We start from the raw sequence: 20,858 nt of genomic DNA, 5'->3' as shown, positions 1-20,858 counted from the left end.
GCACTTGCCGCGCAGCGGCCGGCGGTCGCCGGGCAGGTCGTGTCCCGCTGAGCGGACCACCGTCCATGCGCGCCCGCCCCGCCGCGTTCTACGGTGCGCGCATTCCCGCCACCACCCATCGAGGTGCTCATGGAGCCACAGGCCAGCAGAGGACGCTCCGCCACGTGCGTCGTCGCCCTCCTCACCGCCGTCACGTCGGTCTCGCTCAGCGCGTGCGGCGCGGCCACCACCGACTCCGCCGCGGGGGCGGCGGTACCGAAGGCCCGACGGTCCGCGTCGCCGTCGGCATCGACCCGTCCTTCGCGCCCTTCTTCCTCCCCGATGCGCAGGGACTGTGGGCCAAGCACGGGGTCAAGGTCCAGCTGGTCCAGTTCGGCAGGGGCGGCGAGGGCGTCGACGCGCTCGCCGGCGGCCAGGTGCAGCTGGCCGGGAACTCGGACACCACCACGATCGGCCAGTTGCAGCAGCACCCCGGCCTGCGTTCGCTCCTCGTCTACGAGCAGTCCGGCCGCTACCTCAAGGTCGTCCTCGGCCCGAAGACCGGCTCACCGGTGAAGATCCGGAAGGTGGCCGTCGTGCCGGGCCTGTCCGAGCTCGCGGCGACCCGGTTCCTGGAGGCGAAGGGCATCGACAAGAAGTCGGTCACGTTCATCACCGCCGATCCGCCCGAGATCCCGGCTCTGCTGCAGAAGGGCGACGTGGACGCGTACGTCCTGTGGGACCCCTGGCCCGAGAAGGGTGTCGAGCTCGGCGGACGGATCGTGGGGACGACCGGCGACTACGGGGTGTCGTACGCCCAGTGGCTCATCGCCGACAACTCCTGGCTCAGCAGCCACAAGAGCATCGCCGCGAAAGTGGCCAGAACCCTGCAGGACGCGGCCCGGCGCACCGAGTCGGACCCGGACGCGGCGGCGGCCACGCAGAAGGCCGCGAGAATCCCCACCGCCCAGACCGTCGAGGCGATCAAGGAGATCGACTTCGGGGTGCGCGACATCACCTCGGCCGACCTCAAGACGTACACCGCCACCGCTCAGTTCTATGTCGAGCACCGGCAAGGCCAAGTCCCGGCCGGATGTGGCCAGGACCGCGCTGCGCGGCTGGTTCACCCAGCAGACGAAGGGATCGTGATGACGAAGGCCATCGAGGCCGACCTGTCCCCCGCGACGTCCGAGGGCGGGCACGGCGCGGCCGTGCACGTCGACGGCGTCGACATCCGGTTCGGATCTTTCCATGCCGTACGCGACATTTCGCTCGACATCGCCGCCGGTGAGTTCCTCTGTCTGCTCGGGCCGAGCGGCTGCGGCAAGTCCACGCTACTGTCCGCACTGGCCGGGTTCGTGCGACCGCACCAGGGCAGCCTGACCGTCGACGGCACGCCCGTCACCGGGCCCGATCCCGAGCTCGGCATGGTCTTCCAGAGCAGCGAGGCCCTCTTCGACTGGCTGACCGTCCGTCAGAACGTCGCGTTCGGCCCTCGTATGCGCGGCAAGTCCCGGGCCGAGCAGACGGCGCTGGCCGACGAGTATCTGGGCCTTGTCGGCCTGCGGCACTGCGCCGACCGCTACCCCGCCCAGCTGTCCGGCGGCATGCGCCAGCGCGTGCAGATCGCGCGCGTGCTGGCCAATCGGCCGCAAGTCGTGCTGATGGACGAGCCGTTCGGGGCGCTCGACGCGCAGACCCGGCAGGTGATGCAGGAGGAGATGGCCCGCCTGTGGCAGGCCTCGGGCTGCACCGTCGTGTTCGTCACCCACGACATCGACGAGGCGATCCTCCTGGCGGACCGCATAGCCGTCATGACCGCCGGCCCCGCGGGCTCCGTCAAGTCCGTCTACACCGTGGACCTGCCCAGGCCGCGCGACGAGTCGGACCCGGCGGCCCGGGAGCTGCGCCGCAGTCTGCGGCAGGACATCGGCGAAGAGGTACGCAAGGCACTGCGCGACCAGGGACTCGACACAGAACGCGGCCCGGAGGACGAACGATGACGACCATGACCGTCGACGCCACCCCGAAGCCGCGCACCGAGCGGCGCGCCCTGCAGGCCGCCCGGCTCAGACTGCGCACCCTCGCCGTGTACGCGGTGTCCGTCCTCGTCGGCATCGGCGTCTGGCAGCTGCTCTCGATGAGTTACGGCCCCTCACTCGTCGCCTCCCCGAGCGCGACCCTGTCCGCGGCGGGCGAGCTGGCGGGCGACGGAACGCTCACCAACTCGATCATCGCCTCCAGCCGCCGGATTCTGATCGGCTGGGGGCTCGGCCTCCTGGTGGGCGTACCAGTCGGCCTGTTCATCGGGCAGATCCGGCTCGTGCGCCAACTCCTCGAGCCCTACATCGAGTTCTTCCGTTTCATCCCGCCGATCGCCTTCGTGACCCTGGCCGTGGTGTGGCTGGGCATCGGCGAGTCCTCGAAGGTCGTCCTGATCTTCTACACGGCCGTTTTCATCGTCATCCTGAACACCAGCGCCGGCGTCATGTCGGTGAGCGAGTCGAAGCTGCGCGCCGCTGCCAGCCTGGGCGCGAGCCGGCGGCAGATCCTGCAGGGGGTCGTGCTGCCGTCGACGGTGCCGTACATCGTCACCGGGGCGCGCCTGGCGATGGGCAACAGCTTCCTGACCATCGTCTCCGCCGAAATCGTCGCCGCCCAGGTGGGACTCGGCGCGCTGATCTGGACCTCCCGCAACTACGGCCGTATCGACTGGGTCTTCGTCGGGATCATCACCCTGGGCATGCTCGGGTTCGTCTTCGACCGTGTGCTGCGGATCATCGCGTCCCGGGTCCTGCGTCGGTACGGAGTGAAGCTGTGAGCGGCGAGATGTCACGTGCGCTGGTGCTGGAGCAGTTCGGCCGGCTGCCCCGGCTGGTGGAGCGGCCCGTGCCCGAGGCGAGCCCCGGGCAGACCCTCGTACGGATGCTGGCGTCACAGGTGGCCCATCTCGATCTCAACGTCGTCGACGGAAAGTTCGGGATACTCCCGGATCTCCCGGCGGTGCCCGGCACCAACGGGTGCGGGGTCGTGTGAGGTGACTCCCGTGGTGTGGGCACTCTGACAATGGATCTTCTAGGTCCGAGGAAGGGTGTCCTGGTGGGACGTAAGTCTCCGTATCCGGCGGAGTTCAGGAACGACGCGGTGGCGCTGTACCGGGCGGCGGGCGGGAAGCGCACGTACGCGGCGGTCGCGGCCGACGTCGGGGTGACCGGCGAGACGCTGCGCAGTTGGGTGCGCCAGGCCGACGAACTGGCCGGCCGCGGCACGCGCGGGGAACGGGCCGTGGAGAGCCGGGACGAGGAACTGGCCCGGCTGCGGGCGGAGAACGACCGCCTGCGCAAGGCCGAGAGGGAATGGGAACTCGAGCGCGAGATCCTGCGCCGGGCGGCCCAGTATTTCGCTGCGGAGATGAGGGCATGAACGGTCGCTGGGACTTCATCTCCGCCCACCGCGCCGACTTCGGCGTGAAGCGGCTGTGCCGGGTGCTGCAGGTGTCGCGGTCCGGCTTCTACCGACACCTGACCTCGGCTGAGTCCAGGGTGGCCAGGCGGCGGGATGAGGAGGAAGTCGTCGGCGAGATACGCGAGATACACGCCAGCCACCAGAGTACCTACGGGGTCCGGCGCGTCCATGCCGAGCTGCGCGGCTTCGGGCACTCCGTCAACCGCAAACGCGTCGAGCGGCTCATGCGCATCAACGGGATCGAGGGCCGTCTTCTGCGGCGCCGCAAGCGCACCACCATCCCGGACCGGCTCGCACCACCGGCACCGGACCTCGTCCAACGCCGCCCGGCAGTTGAACGAGAAGTGGTGCGGCGACATCACATACGTGCAGGTCGGCGGCGCGTGGCTGTATCTCGCCTGCGTCATCGACATCTGCTCGCGCCGGGTGCTGGGCTGGTCGATGGCCTCGCACATGCGCGCCGAACTCGTTATCGACGCGCTGAAGATGGCGGTTGCGGCCCGCGGCGGCAACGTGGGCGGGGTCATTTTCCATGCGGACCGCGGCGCGCAGTACACGGCGGCCGTGTTCGCGCAGGTCTGCGACGGATTCGGGATCCGCAGGAGCATGGGCCGGGTCGGCTCGAGTTACGACAACGCCCTCGCCGAGAGTTTCTGGCAAGGACTCAAGAGAGAGACATGCACCACAGGCTTTTCTCGACGATGCGCCAGGCGAGGCTGGAGATCTTCCAGTGGCTCACGTACTACAACGCACGCAGGCGCCACAGTGCTCTCAACTACCTCTCGCCCGTGGAGTTCGAACAGCAGCACCTACGAGCAGCTAAACTCTCAATCGCGGCATGAGCCCCTGTGTCCACACTCCGGGGGACGCCTCAGTCACTGACACTGATCGAGCCTGGGTCGCCGCCCACCATCCGGGACACGCCCTGCTCCACCGAGTCGATGCCCGCCTCGGTCTCACCGATGGCGACTATGCGGCTCTCGACTTGTGGCTGCGACAGCTACCCGGGGCGGAGGAGGTCGGGCAGCAACGCATGGTGCCGGCCGGGGCGCGCGACGCTATGAGATGCGGTCAACACGAACGAGAACAAGTGAGAATCCGACAGCTGCAATGCGAAAGGACACCCGGCAGCGATCCACCCTCCCGCAAGGGCGTGACATAGCGGATCGCGGTGACTTCGGTCAGCATTTCGCCAGGCTATCCAATGGCTGTTATCGCAATCCACGGTTGACTTCCCTCCCCCGCCCGGCGAGCCAGTCGGCGATGTGGGTGGCGGTGGCGGAGGCGTGCTGATTGATGAGGGTGAAGTGGTCGCCCGAGGTGGTGAGGGTGGTGGCGACGTGCGGAAGGACGGTCTGCCAGTCGGGCGGCACCGGGTCCGTCCCGTCCGGCGCCGGAAAGGGGTCCGAGGCACGCAGGAGCAGGGTCGGGAAGGGGGTCGGCGCGGGGGTCCAGGTGTGCAGGAGCCGTTCCATCCAGGCGTAGGCGGACAGATCGGTGGCGGTGTAGCCGTCGGTGAGGTGCTCGCGTTCGTACAGCCCGTGCCACAGGTGGGGTTGGAGCGCTCGGGCGGCGGGGGATTCCAGGATGTAGGTGTCCACGAGGACGACCGCCCGTACGGGGGTGCCGCGCTCCGCGAGATGGCGGGCGGTCTCGTGGGCGAGGATGCCGCCGGACGAGGTGCCCAGGAGGATCACCGGCTCGGCGGTGTCGCCGCCGGTGCTCGCGACCACGGCTCGGGCCAGCCCTTCGACGAGTGTTTCCCGGGTGGCGGGCAGTTCCTCGTCGGTGCGGAAGCCGGTAGGTGTCAGGCAGGAGACGGACCAGTCGCCGGGGAGCGCCTGGGCGAGCGTGTAGTAGGTGTGGGGTCCGGTCAGGGGCACGATGGGGGCCACGCAGACCACATGGGTGCCCGAGCTGCCGGTGGTGAGCCGGTCCACGGCGGGCGGAAGGGGCCCGCTGCCCTTGGGCCGGAGGGCGGCGAGGTCGAGGAGCAGGGTTTGGGCCTCGTTCAGCCGGCCCGTCCGCACGGCGTCGCGGTGGAGCCGGGTGACCAGGTCGGCCGCTGGGTCGACGTCGGTGGCGCCGGCCTCCGTCGGCGGCGCGGCGAGTTGGTCGAGGAGATGGTCGGCCAGGTCGGCCGGGGTGGGGTGGGTGAGGACGACGGTGCTGGGCAGTGGCCTGCCCAGCACCGCGACAAGCCGGTTGCGCAGGTCGATCGCCGCGAGCGAGTCCATGCCGTGGTCACGGAACGCCGAGTGCTCGCCGATCGCCTCGCCGGACGAGTGGCCGAGTGCCACGGCGGTCTCGCTCCGCACCAGGTCGAGGAGGTCCTTCCGCCGTTCCCCGGCCGACAGGCTCCGCAGCCGCTCCGCGAACCCGCCGTCACCGCTCGGGGCCGTGGGCCCGGCGAGGGACCGTGCCTCCGGCAGCTCGTCGAAGAACGGGCGGGAGCCGGCCGCGGTGACGACGGAGAGATAGCGCTCCCAGTCGATGTCGGCGACCGTCAGCGCGGTCCGCTGCTCGTGCAGCGCCTGGGCGAGCCCGGCCAGCGCCACGTCGCCGTCGAGGAAGGCCATCCCGCTGCGGATGAGATGCTCGCCGTCCTGCCGGGTCATCAGGGGGCGCGCCTCCTCCCAGGGGCTGAAGGCGATCGCCGTCGCACGGGCGCCGCGGGCACCGCGCTGTGCCGCCAGCGCCTCCACATACGCGTCGGCGGCCGCGAGTGCCCCGTGGTCGGCGATGCCCCAGACACCGGCCAGCGACGAGAAGAGTACGAAGGCGTCCAGGGGGGTGTCGCCGAGTAGTTCGTCGAGGTGCGCGGCGCCCGCCACCTTCGCGCGCACCGCGTCGGCGACATGGGCGAGGTCCGATGTGGCGAGTGGCCCGAGGGCGCGGGTACCCGCCGTGTGCACCACCGCGCGCACCGGAGTGCCGTCCGCCGAGAGCCGGTCGAGCACCGCGGCCACGGCGGTCCGGTCGGTCACATCGCACCGCACCACCTCGACGTTCGTCCCCTGGGCGGTCAGCTCCGCCGCCAGCTCGGCCGTGCCCGGTGCCGCGGGGCCGCTCCGGCTCATCAGCACCAGGTGCCCGGCTCCCTGCCGGGCCAGCCAGCGGGCGACCCGGCCGCCCAGCGTCCCGGTGCCGCCCGTCACCAGGGTGGTGCCGCCGGGCGTCCAGGTGCCGGGCGTGTCGGCCGGTGCCGCCGCCCGCTCCAGCCGCCGGACGAGGACGCCCGAGGATCGCACCGCCGCCCGTTCGTCTTCCGGGCCCATCGAGAGCAGCGCGGCGAATCGCCCGGCCGCCTCGGGGTCGAGCCGCTCGGGGAGGTCGGCCAGCCCGCCGCGGAGCGATGGCGCCTCCACGGCCGCGGTGTGTCCGAGCCCGAGGACCATCGCCTGCCGCGGGTTGCGCACCGGGTCGGCCGGGCCGGTCGCGACCGCGCCACGGGTCACCGCCCACAGCGGCAGCTCGACGCCGGCCGCCATCAGCGCCTGGATCAGCGACACGGTCAGCGCCAGTCCGGCGGGCAGTACGGGCTCGCCGTGGTCCGCCTCCTCGGCCGCCGCGAGCAGCGACAGTGCTCCGGCGGTGCCGTCGAGGTCACCGAGCCGGGCCGCGAGCACCTCGGGATCGGTGCAGGCCCCGTCGAGGACGAGTCGGCGCACCTGGGCGCCGTGTGCGGTCAGCGCGGCCACCACATCGGCGTCGTCGATGCCATCGGTGGTGAGTACCAGCCAGGTTCCGGTCAGCGCGGGGGCGGCAGGGACCCGCAGGGGTGTCCACACCGTCCGGTAGCGCCGCGCGCTGGTCAGGGTGTGCTCGTCCTGCCGCCTGCGCCATGCCGACAGCGCCGGGAGCACCGCGTCGAGCGCCTCCTTGTACTCGGGGGGCTCGGCTTCGAGGCCGAGCAGTGTGGCGACCGCGGCGGCGTCCCCCTGGCCCACGGCGTCCCACAGCGGCTCGTCGGCGGAGTCGGCCAGTGCTGGCGTGACGGCGGGCGGGGCGGTCCAGTACGTCTCGTGCTGGAAGGCGTAGGTGGGCAGGTCCACCGTGCGGCCGCCGGACAGCGCCGCGGTCCAGTCGACGGGCACACCGTGGGCATGGGCCTCCCCGAGCGCGCGAAGGACACGGTCCCATCCGCCGTCGTCGCGGCGCAGGGTGCCCAGGGTGACCGCCGGGCTGCCCGCGTGCTCGATGATCTCGCTGGTGCCGACCGCGAGCACCGGATGCGGGCCGACCTCGATCATGGCCCCATAGCCCTCGCGTACGAGAGCCGCCATCGTCTCGGCGAAGGACACGGTCTGCCGCAGGTTCCGGCACCAGTACCGGGCATCCAGCTCCTCGGTGTCCAGCCGGTCGCCGGTCACCGTGGAGTAGAACGGCACTTCCGACGGGCGGGGCCGCACCGGCGCCAGCAGCTCGAGCAGTTCTGTCTCGATCTCGTCGATGTGCGCCGAGTGGGCGGCGAAGTCCACCCCGGCCAGCCGCCAGCGCATGATCCTGGCGGCGGACAGGCGGCGTTCGACCTCGTCGAGCGCTGCCGGGTCGCCGGAGAGCGTCACCGTCTTCGGTCCGTTGACCGCCGCGATCGACACCGTGCCGGACGCCCCGTCCAGCAACTCCCGTACCCGCTCCGGCGATGCCATCACCGACATCATCGCGCCGCGCCCGGACAGGCGCTCGTGGATGAGCCGGCTGCGCAGCGCCACCACGCGGGCACCGTCGTCCAGCGACAGACCGCCGCTGACGCAGGCGGCGGCGACCTCGCCCTGGGAGTGGCCGATCACGGCGGCCGGTTCGACGCCGAACGAGCGCCAGAGGGCGGCGAGCGAGACCATGACCGTCCACAGCACGGGCTGGAGCACATCGGGCCGCCCGTCCATCGGGGGAGCACCGGACTCGCCGCGCAGCACACCGGTGGGCGACCAGTCGAGGTACGGGGCCAGGGCCGCCTCGCACGCGGCGACGCGGTCGGCGAAGACCGGGGAGACATCGAGCAGTTCGGCCGCCATCCCCGCCCATGCCGCGTCCTGCCCGGGGAACACGAAGACCACCGCACGGCGCTCGGACGCCGTGCCCCGCACCACGGCGGGCGACGAGGTGCCCTCGGCCAGGGCCGCCAGGCCACCGCGCAGCGCCGCCCGGTCGTCGCCCACCAGCACCGCCCGGTGCTCGAACGCGGCACGGGTCGTGGCCAGTGAGTACCCGATGTCCACGAGGTGCGGTGCGGGGTGGTCGTCCAGGTGTGCGAGCAGCTTCGCGGCCTGGGCGCGCAGCGCCGCGGCCGACTTGCCGGACAGCGGCCATGCCACCGGCCCGTCCGACACGGGATCCGCGAGCGGGGGTCGCCCGGCGGGCCGCGGCGGCTGCTCCAGGATGGCGTGGGCATTGGTCCCGCTCATTCCGAACGCCGACACCGCGCACCGCCGCGGTCGGCCGAGGTCGGGCCAGGGCGCGGCCTCGGTCAGCAGCCTGAGCTCGCCCGAGTTCCAGTCGACGCGGGAGGACGGTTCGGTGACGTGCAGCGTCTTCGGCAGCTCCCCGTGCTGCATCGCCATCACCATCTTGATGACACCCGCGACACCGGCCGCCACCTGGGTGTGTCCGATGTTGGACTTGACCGAGCCGACCAGCAGCGGCGGATTGCCGCCCCGGTCCCGGCCGTAGGTGGCCAGCAGGGCATGGGCTTCGATCGGATCGCCCAGCGCGGTGCCGGTTCCGTGTGCCTCGACCGCGTCGACTTCGGATGCCGACAGCCCGCTGTTGGCCAGGGCCTGCCGGATGACTCGCTGCTGGGCCGGACCGCTCGGCGCGGTCAACCCGTTGGAGGCGCCGTCGGAGTTCACCGCCGATCCGCGGACGACGGCCAGCACCCGGTGGCCGTGCCGGACCGCGTCCGACAGCCGCTCCAGTACCAGCAGACCGGCGCCTTCGGCGATGCCCATGCCGTCCGCCGACTCGGCGAACGCCTTGCACCGCCCGTCGGGCGCCATGACCCGGTGCCTGCTCAGCGAGACGAGGGTGTCGGGGCCGGTCAGCACGGTGGCGCCGCCGGCGAGGGCGAGGGTGCTCTCCCCCGAGCGCAGCGACTGGCACGCCATGTGCAGCGCGACCAGGGACGCCGAGCAGGCCGTGTCCACCGTCACGGCCGGTCCGCCCAGGTCGAACAGGTAGGCGAGTCGGCCCGACAGCACGCTGGGGATGGTGCCGGTGAGCTGATATCCGTCGGAGTCCGCGGACACGCCAGCGCCGTAACTCTGGGCGGTCGCCGAGACGAAGGTGCCCGTCATGCTGGACCGCAGGGACGCGGGGTCGATCCCGGCGCGTTCGAACGCCTCCCAGGCGAGCTCCAGCAGTATCCGCTGCTGCGGGTCCATCGCGGCGGCCTCGCGCGGGGAGATGCCGAAGAACGCCGCGTCGAACTCGGCCGCGCCGTCGAGGAAGCCGCCCGCCGCCGAGTAGGTCGTGCCCGTGTGGTCCGGGTCGGGGTGGTACACACCCGGATCCCAGCCGCGGTCGGCGGGCAGCGGGGACGTGGCGTCCACGCCCTCGGCCAGCAGCTGCCACAGCTGCTCGGGCGAGCGCACCCGGCCGGGAAACCGGCAGCTCATTCCGATGATCGCGATCGGCTCCGGAGCGGGCGCCCCGGCCGTCGGGCCCGCCGCCGCGGCCGATGGCTGCCCGGCGCTCTCCCACCGCTCGCCGGTGCCGCCGTACAGCTCGGTCCACAGGTGACCGGCCAGGGCGTCCGGGCTCGGGTAGTCGTAGACCAGGGTCGACGACAGGCTCAGGCCGGTCCGTTTCCGCAGGCCGTTCCGCAATTGGCCGGCGGTCAGGGAGTCGAAGCCCAGGTCCTTGAACGTCCGCCCGTTGGTGACCGCCGCGGGCGCCACGTGCCCGAGTACGGAAGCCACCTGTTCACGCACCAGCTGGAGCAGGGTGGCACGGGCCTGGTCGGCCGTCAGCCCGGCCGGCAGGAGGGAGCCGCTCTCGGTGGCGGCGGCTCGGCGGGCGGTTCCGGCGGGGGCCGGGCCGCGGAAGAGTTCGGGCACGGTGTCCCGCGCACGCAGGGCGGCCCGGTCGACGCGTGCGGCGACGACGACGGCCTCGTCCACCGCGCACGCGGCGTCGAACCAGGCCAACCCCTGATCGACGGAGAGCGTCGGCAGCCCGGCCTCGGTGATCCGCCGCAGCTGGGCGTCGCTCAGCGCGGCGGACATCCCGCTGTCCTGCGGCCACGGCCCCCAGCCGATGGACAGGCCCGCGAGCCCTTCGGCGGTCCGCCGCCGCGCCAGCGCGTCCAGGAAGGCGTTCGCCGCGGTGTAACCGGCCTGCCCCGCGTTGCCGAGGACGCCGAACGCCGAAGAGAACACCACGAACGCGCTCAGGCCCAGGTCACGGGTCAGCTCGTGCAGATGCCACGCGCCGTCCAGCTTCGGGCGGAACACCGTGTCCAGCCGGTCCGGAGTCAGCGCCGCGACCAGTCCGTCGTCGAGCACGCCGGCGGCGTGCACCACACCGGTCAGCGGGTGCTCGTCCGGGACCGCCGTCAGCAGGGCGGCCACGGCCGCTCGGTCGGAGACATCGCAGGCGACGGCGGTCACCTGTGCGCCCCGCCCGCTCAGTTCGGCCAGCAGTTCCCCGGCGCCCTCGGTGTCGGCCCCCCGGCGGCCGGCCAGCACCAGGTGGCGCACCCCGTGCGCGGTGACCAGGTGCCGGGCGATCAGCGCGCCGAGATGGCCGAGGCCGCCGGTGATCAGCACGGTGCCGTCGCCGCTCCACATCGTGTCCGGCGCCGCCAGGTCCCGCGCCGCCGGGTCCGGTGCGTCGGCGGAGACCAGCCGGGGGATCAGCAACTCGCCGTCGCGCAGCGCCAGTTCGGGCTCATCGCGGTCCGGCGCCGCGCGGAGCGCGGCCGCGGCGGCAGGCACCGGATCGTCGCCGCCCGCGGGGTCCAGGTCGAGCAGGACGAATCGGCCGGGGATCTCCTGACGGGCCGATCGCACCAGCCCCCACACCGCGGCCGCCACCACGTCGGGGGCCGCGCCGGGTGCCGTGGCCACCGCTCCGCGGGTCACGAACACCACCCGGGAGGGCCCGCCGTCACCGGCCTGGCCCGCGTCGTCGCCGTCGTCCCTGCGGTCGCCGCTGTCCCTTCCGTCCTCGTCGTCATCGTCGTCGCTGTTGTCGCCGTTGTCGCCGTCATCGAGGTATCGCCGCAGCGTGTCCAGCACGGACGCGGTGACGGTACGGACCGCCTCCGGCACCGGCACGCCGGCCGGCGTGGTGACCGGGATCACCACCGCCTCCCCGGCCGCCACCGGATCGTGCCCTCCGGTGTCCGGCGCCGGGGCGGGCAGCCAATCCAGGCGCAGCAGCGACCGCGCCGCCGTGGTCACCGCGGAGTGAACGTCCGGCGCACGCAGCGTCAGCGTGCGCACGGTCGCCACCGGATCGCCCGCGGTGTCGGCCGCGGTCAGCGTGACCGTGTCGTCGCCCGTCCTGCGCATCCGTACCCGCAGCACCGACGCGCCGACGGCGTGCAGGGACACCCCGGACCAGGCAGCCGGCAGCCGCCGGCCGTCCGGGCCGTCGAGCACGGTCGGCGGGGCGAGGTGCAGCGCCGCGTCCAGCAGTGCGGGATGGAGGCGGAAGGCGTCGGCCTCGTCGGCGAGTGACTCGGGAAGCGCGACCTCGGCCAGCACCTCGTCGCCGGACCTCCAGGCCGCCCGGACGGCCCGGAACGCCGACGCGTGGGCGAGCCCGGCAGCACGCCGCCGCTCGTAGAAATCGTCGAGATCGACGGATACGGCGCCCGCGGGCGGCCACACCCGCCCGTCATCGGCGGCGGCCGCGGGGGCGCCCGGCGCAAGTGTGCCGGTGGCGTGCCGCGTCCACGGCGCGTCCGGAGCGTGGACGGGCCGCGAGTGGATGCTCAGGGTGCGTCGGCCGTCGTCGCCGGGGCCACCGAGCGCGACCTGGATCCGTGCCCCGCCGTCGTCCCGCCCGGACAGCACCAGCGGTGCGTCCAGGATGAGCTCCTCGACGAGGGCGCAGCCGGCCTCGTCGCCCGCCCGTATCGCCAGCTCGACGAATCCGGCGCCGGGGAAGGTCACCTGCCCGGCCACCACAGGGTCGGCCGGCCACGGCAGCACCGCCGCCGACAGCAGGCCGGTGCACAGCAGGCCGCCGTTCTCGGGCAGTTCCACGACCGCGCCGAGCAGCGGATGTTCCATACCGCGGAGCCCCGCCGGGGCGGCACCGGCCGCCGATGCGCCGACGGTGGGCGCGCTCCAGTACCGCTCCCGCTGGAACGCGTAGGTCGGCAGCGCCACCCGGCACGCGCCGGTGCCGGCGAACAGCTCGGGCCACCGGATCGGAACGCCCCGCACATACAGCCGGGCGGCGGCCGTCACCACCGTGGACTCCTCGCCGCGGTCCTTGCCCAGCGGGGACACGGCTTCCACGTCCGCCACATCGGGCAGGGCGTCCTGCGTCAGCACCGACAGCGTGGCGTCCGGGCCCAGTTCGAGGAAGGTGCGCGCACCGGCCCGTGCCGCGGCGCCGACCGCGTCGGCGAACCGCACCGTCAGCCTGACGTGCTGAACCCAGTAGTCGGCGGTACGGATCCGCTCCGCATCGATCCGCTCACCCGTGACCGTCGAGACGATCGGGGTCCGCGGCTCGCCGAAGACCAGGCCCTCGACGACCGCGCGGAAGTCCTCGAGCATCGGCGCCATCAGCGGGGAGTGGAACGCGTGGCTGACCCGCAGCCGGGTCACCTTGCGGCCGTCGGCGGCGAACCGGTCCGCGATCGCCTCCACCGCGTCGGCCGCCCCGGACACCACCACCGCCTCCGGGCCGTTGACGGCGGCGAGTCCCACCCGGTCCGCGGAGCCGGTGAGCAGCGGCGCCACCTCGTCCTCGGTGGCCCGCAGCGCGACCATGGCCCCGCCTTCCGGCAGCGCCTGCATCAGCCGGCCGCGGGCGGCGACGAGAGTGCACGCGTCGGGCAGGGACAGCACCCCGGCCACATGGGCCGCCGCGATCTCCCCGACCGAATGCCCGATCAGCAGATCCGGCGCCACCCCCCACGACTGAAGCAGCCGGAACAGGGCCACCTCGAGGGCGAACAGCGCGGGCTGGGCGTATGCCGTGCGGTTCAGCGGTTCCGCGTCGTCGCCGAACACCACCTCGCTCAGCGGCCGTTCCAGCTCGCCGTCCAGCAGCGCGCAGACCTCCCTCCACGCCGCGGCGAACACCGGGTACCGGCCGTGCAATTCGCGCCCCATGCCCAGCCGCTGGGCGCCCTGACCGGCGAACAGCAGCGCCATCGGGCCCGGGTCGCCCGCCATGCCCTCGGCCACCTTCAGGGGCGGTGTGCCACCGTCCCCCGCGGTGTCCGTCGTGGCCAGGAGGACGGCGCGATGCTCCAGCTCGGAGCGTGTCGTGGCCAGGGAGAGGCCGATGTCCGGTGCCGCCGCGCCGGTGTCGGCCACAAAAGCGGCCAGCCGGTCCAGCTGCGCGTCCAGCGCGGCCTCGGTACGCGCCGACACCGGCCATGGCACCACACCGGGCCGGACCTTCGCCGGCGGCCCGGCCGGTGGGCGCGCGGCGGGCCGATCAGGCCGATCCCCCGGTGGCTGTTCGACGATCACATGCGCGTTGGTGCCACTGATCCCGAACGACGACACGCCCGCGCGGCGGGGCCGCCCGGCCGCCGGCCACGGGGTGGCCCCGGTGAGCAGTTCCACCGCCCCGGCCGACCAGTCCACCTGCGACGACGGCGCGTCCACATGCAGCGTCCGGGGCAATACGCCGTGCCGCATCGCCAGGACCATCTTGATGACGCCCGCGACACCGGCGGCGGCCTGGGTGTGCCCGATGTTGGACTTGAGCGACCCCAGTAGCAGCGGACGGTCCGGGTCCCGGTCCTGTCCATAGGTCGCGAGCAGCGCCTGGGCCTCGATCGGGTCACCCAGCCGGGTACCGGTGCCGTGCCCCTCCACCGCGTCCACGTCCGACGGGGCCAGACCGGCACCGGACAGGGCCTGGCCGATCACCTGCCGCTGCGCGATGCCACTGGGAGCGGTCAGGCCGTTCGACGCCCCGTCGGAGTTGACCGCGGAACCGCGCAGCACCGCCAGCACCTGGTGGCCGCCCCGGATCGCGTCCGACAGCCTCTCCAGCACCAGGACGCCCACTCCCTCGGACCAGCCGGTGCCGTCCGCGGCCTCCGCGTACGCCTTGCAGCGGCCGTCGGGTGACAGGCCGCCCTGCCGGGCGAACTCCATGAAGATCCCGGGCTCCGACATCACGGTGACACCACCGGCCAGTGCCAGGGAACACTCGCCGCCGCGCAGCGCCTGCGCCGCCAGGTGCAGCGCCACCAGCGACGACGAGCACGCCGTGTCCACGGTCAGCGCGGGCCCCCGCAGCCCCAGTGCGTAGGCGACGCGGCCGGACAGGACGCTCGGCGACGTGCCGGTCAGCAGATATCCCTCCGCGGCACCGGAGCCGTCCTGGAGCCGCGGACCGTAGTCCTGGGCCATCGCCCCGAGGAACACCCCGGTCCCGCTGCCGTGCAGTGACGACGGAGCGATCCCGGCCCGTTCCACCGCCTCCCAGCTCATCTCCAGGGCCAGCCGCTGCTGTGGGTCCATGGCTTCCGCCTCGCGCGGGGATATCCCGAACAGCGCCGCGTCGAAGCGGTCCGCGTCGTACAGGAACCCGCCCGCCCGGCCGGCCGCCATCTCCGGCGCCCATCCCCGGTTGACGGGCAGGTCGGAAATGGCATCCGCCTCGCCCGACACCAGTTCCCACAGCTCGTCCGGCGAGGTCACCCCGCCCGGGTAGCGGCAGGCCATGCCCACGATCACCACCGGGTCGTCCTCCGGAACGGCGCGGGGCGCCGGCGAGGTGTCACCGGTCACCGGGCCGGTGAGCCGTGTGGCCAGATGGGCCGCGCACGCGTCCGGCGTCGGATGGTCGAACAGCACAGTGTTGGGCACCCGCAGTCCGGTCGCGGCCCGCAGCCGGGTCGCCAGCTCCACCGTCATCGCCGAGTCGAAGCCCAGCTCCTTGAAGGACCGCGCCGGGTTCACCCGCTCCGCGGCGGCGAAGCCCAGGACCACCGCCGTCTCCGCACGCACCAGCCGTGCCAAGTCGGCGCGCGTCCACGGGGTGCCGGATTCCGTACCCTCCGGCTCCGCGCGCTCCGGTTCGGCATCGGTGGCGTGGCCGGTCACCGCCGCCGGGGCGGCCGGAACGGCGTCCCGCACCGCGACATCGCCGGCCGGTCCCTGGAGCCAGTACCGCTCCCGCTGGAACGCGTACGTCGGCAGGGCCACCCGCCTGGCACCGGTCCCGGTGAACAGCCGCGGCCAGTCCACCGGCACCCCGCGGACGTACACCTCCGCCAGACAGGTCAGGAACCGGTCGGCCCCGCCCAGTTCCCGGCGCAGCGTGCCGACGGCGACCGCCGTGACGTCGGTCGTGTCGACGATCTCCTGCACCGCGGCGGTCAGCACCGGGTGGGAGCTGACCTCGACGAAGGCCCGATGGCCCTGGCCGAGCAGCATCCTGACGGCCGGTTCGAAACCGACGGTACGCCGCAGATTGCGGTACCAGTACCCGGCGTCCATACCGGTGGTGTCCAGCCAGTCGCCGGTCACCGTGGAGAAGAACGGCACCTCGGCCCGGCGGGGGCGGATGCCCCCCAGCGCGGCCGTCAGCTCGTCGCGCACCCGCTCCACCTGGGCCGAGTGCGAGGCGTAGTCCACCGCGATCCGCCGCACCCGCACATCCGCGCCCGACAGCTCCTCGAACAGTTCGTCCAGCGCCTCCAGCTCACCGGAGACCACCACCGAACCCGGCCCGTTGACCGCCGCGATCGACACCCGGCCGTCCCAGCGGCGCAGCCGCGCCTCTGCCTCGGCCCGCGGCAGTGCCACCGACAGCATGCCGCCCCGCCCCGCCAGGCGGCGTGCGATGGCCTGACTGCGCAGCGCCACCACCCGGGCCGCGTCCTCCAGGGAGAGCGCACCGGACACGCACGCCGCCGCGATCTCTCCCTGGGAATGGCCCACCACCGCGTCCGGGACCACCCCGTGCGCCCGCCATACCGCCGCGAGGGAGACCATCACCGCCCAGGAGGCGGGCTGGACGACGTCCACCCGTTCCAGTGACGGCGCCCCCTCGGACTGCCGCAGCACCTCCGGCAACGACCAGTCCACATGAGGCGCGAGCGCGGCGGCACACTCGGTCAGCCGCCGCGCGAACACCGGGGACTCCGCCATCAGCCGGACGCCCATGCCCGCCCACTGCGACCCCTGCCCGGGGAAGATGAACACCGTGCCACCCTCGACATCGGCGGCTCCGCGCACCACGCCCGGCGCGGACTCGCCGCCGGCAAGCGCCGTCAGCGCGCCCGGGGCCGCCGACCGGTCCGGCGCCAGGACGACGGCACGGTGGTCGAACGTGGTCCGGGTGGTCGCCAGGGAGAAGCCCACGTCCACCGGGTCGAGCCGGCCGTTCTCCGCCAGATGGGACGCGAGGCGGACGGCCTGCGCGCGCAGCGCCTCGGGGGTCCGGCCCGACAACGGCCACGGCACCGTGCCACCCGCCATCAGGGCGCCGTCCGCCGTGCCGGGGTCGGGGTCCGTCGCCGCGGAGGTGTTCCCGGGCGTCGGCTCGGTGGCGGACACCACCAGGTGGCAGTTGGTGCCGCCCACGCCGAACGACGACACCCCGGCCAGGGCACGGCCGTCGCGGTAGGGCCAGGGACGAGTCGAGGTCACCACGTCCAGGTTCCACTCGCCGAACCGGATCCGCGGATTGGGGTGTTCGAAGTTCAGGCTCGCCGGCAGTTCACCGTTCCGCAGCGACAGCACGACCTTCAACAGGCCGACGATGCCCGCGGCGCCCTCCAGGTGTCCCACGTTCGTCTTCGCCGAACCGACCAGCAGGGGGCGGTCCGTGGCACGGCCCGCCCCGTACACCGCGCCGAGCGCCGCGGCCTCCACCGGATCGCCCACCGGGGTCCCGGTCCCGTGCAGCTCGACGTACTGGACCTCGGCCGGGTCGACGCCCGCACGCCCGCAGGCCGCCTGGAGCACCGCCCGCTGCCCTTCGGGGTCGGGGGTGGTCAGGCCGTCGCCGGGGCCGTCGTTGCCAACCGCGCTCCCCTCGATGACGCAGTAGATCTCATCCCCGTCCGCCAACGCGCTTGCCAGGGGCTTGAGCAGGACCATCCCCGCACCCTCGCCACGCACATACCCATTGGCACGCTCATCGAAGGTGAAGCAGCGGCCGTCCGGGGACAGGGCGCCGAGCCGGGCCGCGGCCTCCGCGCTGTCCGGGATCAGATTGAGCTGCACACCACCGGCGAGCGCCGTGGCCGACTCCCCGCGCCGCAGGCTCTCGCACGCCAGGTGCACCGCCACCAGCGACGACGACTGCCCGGTGTCCACCACCAGGCTCGGCCCCCGAAGTCCCAGGACGTAGGACAGCCGATTCGCGGCCATGCTGCGGTTCAGGCCGGTCAGGGTGTGATGACCGATCGACGCCGGTCCCCTGAGCCGGTCCAGTGCGCCGTAGTCATCCGCGGTCATCCCGATGAACACCCCGGTGTCGCTGCCGCGTAGCGCGGCGGGCGGCAGTCCCGCGTCCTCCAGGACCTCCCAGCCCAACTCCAGCGCGAGACGCTGCTGCGGGTCCATGGCCCGTGCCTCACGCGGAGAGACCCCGAAGAACTCCGCGTCGAAGCCGTCGACTTCGTCCAGGAAGGCGCCCCAGCCGGTCTCGCCGGAGGTCGTGGCGTCGCTGTTCCAGCGGCCCGTCGGCACCTGCGACACCGCGCTCGACCCGCCGGTCAGCAGCCGCCAGAACCGTGCGGGATCCGCCGCGGACGGCAGCCGGCAGGACAGCCCCACCACCGCGACGGCAGTGTCCCGCTCCTGGAGTCGCTCAGCGGACGCGGATATGGACTCGTTCCGGCTCACGGCACCGATCCCCCAACTCATCGTCTTCGCGGGTAATTCTCTGCCTCCATGGGCCACAGCGTCATTCTCTCTGTGTTTTGGGATTTTTTACTCTCTGATTTTCCCTACAGATCCCTCCTGTCGCGAACGACGCACGCCATTCCGTTACCGCCACTCAGCACAACGGGGAATATTAGGGATTCCCCTAGACCTCCGGCGTTTGAAAGCCCTTACGATCAATTACTGTTGGACCTCGGCCGGTGGAATAGAGCCACAACGCCGAGCCACCCGTCCATGAGACGCCGATGCGACAACATAATTCACGAAGGTGAGAAAATGCGGCCCAGGATCGATCCGCAGGACGCGGACGACTTCGCCGTCACACCCGCCGGCCAGGTCTACGCCCGGGAGATCGGACAGTCACTGAACGGGCTCCTCGCGGACCGGCCGCCGCCGAACGTCCACCGGACCATCGCCAACCACCCGACGCTGCTGCCCGCGCTGCAACCACTGCTGACGCATGTGGCGGGCGACATCCTGCCGGCCCGCGAACGCGAGCTCGTCATCCTGCGCATCGCATGGCGTTCACAGACCCCGTACGTCTGGGCGCACCACCACGCCGCGGGACTGTTCGTCGGGATGAACGAGACGGAGATCGCCCGGGTGGCCTCGGAGGACACCGCCGGCTGGACTCCGTTCGAAGCCACCATTCTCCAGGCGGTCGATGAGCTCCACACCAAGTCGGCGCTGTCGGACGGCACATGGAAGCAGCTGGCCGAGCGCTACAGCGAGGAGCAGATCCTCGAACTGCTGGCCCTCGCCGGAACGTACAAGACCCTGGCGTTCATCCTGAACTCCTGTCTCGTCCCGATCGACCCCTGGATGGAACGTCCCGCGCTGCTGCCGGCGGACCCGGGACAGCTGACGTCCGGCAGACACGCACGCCCGCGGGAGACGCCTCCGGGGGCGGGCTCCGAGACCTGGAACCAGCGCATCGTGTTGCAGAACGACACCGGGCTCACCCAGCTCACCCCGACGTCGGCCAGCCCCGAACCGCCGCTTCATGAGATCCTCGGCCGCTATCCGGACCTGCTGTCCACGGCGAACGCGTCCGGCTCCAACTCCTCGCTCCTGCTGATCCGCAGGAACCCCACGGATGTCATGCCGGACACGGACGGCTACTCCTTCAGCGCCACCCATCTCTTCGCCGATTCCTCGGGTGTCCCGATACTCGTGGAAGTGGTGGAACCACACGACACCTGGAACGTGCAAAGCGCACTCGCCAAAATTCTCGACTACGCGGGCAGCGGGGCGCGGCACTGGCCGATCCACATACTCCAGCGGTCGCTCGAGTACACCGCACAATTGCAGGGCAGTACTGGAGAGCAGTTGCTGGCGGAGATGGGGTATCCCATCGACGAGGGTTCGTTCCTGCGCGCGATCGAGGCGAATCTGGCCCTGGGCAGGCTCCGTATGGCCATTGTGGCCAGCCGATTTCCGCCCGAATTCAACCGGGTGATCGCATTTCTCGGTCAGCAGCTGCACCCCGCCGAGGTGTACGGCGTCGAACTGCGCCGCTTCTCCGACGGATCCCATGCGGCGTTCATCCCGAGGGTGGTCACCTGAGCGACCCCGCGGACGGCGGAGGCGGGGAACCCGCCCGGGAAACCGGACCGGGTTCCCCTTCGGCCGCTCTCTACGCGGTCGGCTGCTTCTTGCGGATCAGTGTGATCCCGTCCGCCATGGGCACCAGGGACATCTCCACCCGCGGATCGTCACGGACCAGTTTGTTGAAGGCGCGGATCCCGGTGGTGTCGGGATCCTGCGCGTCGGGGTCCACGACCTTGCCGAAGAACAGGGTGTTGTCGACCACGATCAGGCCGCGGTCGTCAAGGAGCGTCAGCGCCATCTCGTAGTAGTCCGGGTAGCCCTGCTTGTCGGCGTCGATGAACACGAAGTCGAAGGTGCCGGGGCCCTCCTCCGTGAGGATGGCCTTGAGGGTGTCGGCCGCGGCACCGACACGAAGGTCGATCCGCGCCTCGACGCCCGCCTTGGCCCAGTAATCTGCGCCGATCCGCGGCCAGCGGTCGGTGATGTCACAGGTGATCAGCCGTCCGCCGGGGGCGAGCGCACGGGCCAGGCACAGGGTGCTGTATCCGGTGAACGTACCGATCTCCAGGATCCTCCGGGCCGGGGTGAGACCGGCCAGGAGCGTCAGCAGCTGCCCCTCCTCGGGCATGACCTGCATCGCGCTGCCCGCGGGCAGCTCCGCCGTGGTCTCCCGCAGCTGCCGCAGGATCTCGTCCTCGCGCAGGGAGGACACCCGGATGTACTCCGAGAGCGCGGCCGGGAGTCCTACCTGGTTCGCCATGTGTCGTCCACCTTCTCCGGATCTTCTCTCGTCCGTTCTCGTCCGATGCTCGGCTT

At 72.3% G+C, this 20,858-nt stretch carries 6 protein-coding genes and 1 pseudogene; 5 read left to right on the top strand and 2 right to left on the bottom strand.

Features of this window, described 5'->3' with window-relative positions; translation table 11 throughout:
• The first annotated feature begins 212 nt into the window (after positions 1-212).
• From KHP12_RS50530 to KHP12_RS04395, 4 genes and pseudogenes are all read left to right on the top strand, one after another.
• The gene (locus KHP12_RS50530) at positions 213-1,982 is read left to right on the top strand and encodes an ATP-binding cassette domain-containing protein (protein ID WP_244202908.1); all 1,770 of its coding nucleotides are present in this window, start codon (positions 213-215) and stop codon (positions 1,980-1,982) included.
• Complete coding sequence (locus KHP12_RS04405; protein ID WP_086882599.1) at positions 1,979-2,800, top strand: ABC transporter permease; 822 nt, start codon at positions 1,979-1,981, stop codon at positions 2,798-2,800. The genes KHP12_RS50530 and KHP12_RS04405 overlap by 4 nt, the downstream gene beginning before the upstream one ends.
• A complete protein-coding gene (locus tag KHP12_RS04400) occupies positions 2,797-3,015 on the top strand; it encodes a hypothetical protein (protein ID WP_244202907.1) in 219 nt (72 codons plus the stop codon). The genes KHP12_RS04405 and KHP12_RS04400 overlap by 4 nt, the downstream gene beginning before the upstream one ends.
• Positions 3,016-3,045: 30 nt before the next feature.
• Positions 3,046-4,286, top strand: a pseudogene (locus KHP12_RS04395) (IS3 family transposase).
• A 369-nt stretch (positions 4,287-4,655) separates the two neighbouring features.
• On the opposite strand, the gene KHP12_RS50525 reads toward KHP12_RS04395, so the two are convergent.
• The gene (locus KHP12_RS50525; protein WP_308036070.1) at positions 4,656-18,452 is read right to left on the bottom strand and encodes a type I polyketide synthase; all 13,797 of its coding nucleotides are present in this window, start codon (positions 18,450-18,452) and stop codon (positions 4,656-4,658) included.
• A 315-nt stretch (positions 18,453-18,767) separates the two neighbouring features.
• Between KHP12_RS50525 and KHP12_RS04330 the strand changes: the two genes are divergently transcribed.
• Positions 18,768-20,057, top strand: coding sequence for a carboxymuconolactone decarboxylase family protein (locus tag KHP12_RS04330; protein ID WP_167442653.1), 1,290 nt, complete (start codon positions 18,768-18,770; stop codon positions 20,055-20,057).
• Between the two features lie 70 nt (positions 20,058-20,127).
• On the opposite strand, the gene KHP12_RS04325 is transcribed toward KHP12_RS04330, so the two are convergent.
• Positions 20,128-20,802 carry an O-methyltransferase gene (locus KHP12_RS04325; RefSeq protein ID WP_086884061.1) on the bottom strand — a complete coding sequence of 225 codons (675 nt, stop codon included), beginning with the start codon at positions 20,800-20,802 and terminating at the stop codon, positions 20,128-20,130.
• Positions 20,803-20,858 lie beyond the last annotated feature (56 nt).

Origin of the sequence: Streptomyces asiaticus, from assembly GCF_018138715.1 — a bacterium.
GTDB lineage: Bacteria > Actinomycetota > Actinomycetes > Streptomycetales > Streptomycetaceae > Streptomyces > Streptomyces asiaticus.
This window is presented reverse-complemented; position numbering and strand designations above follow the sequence as displayed.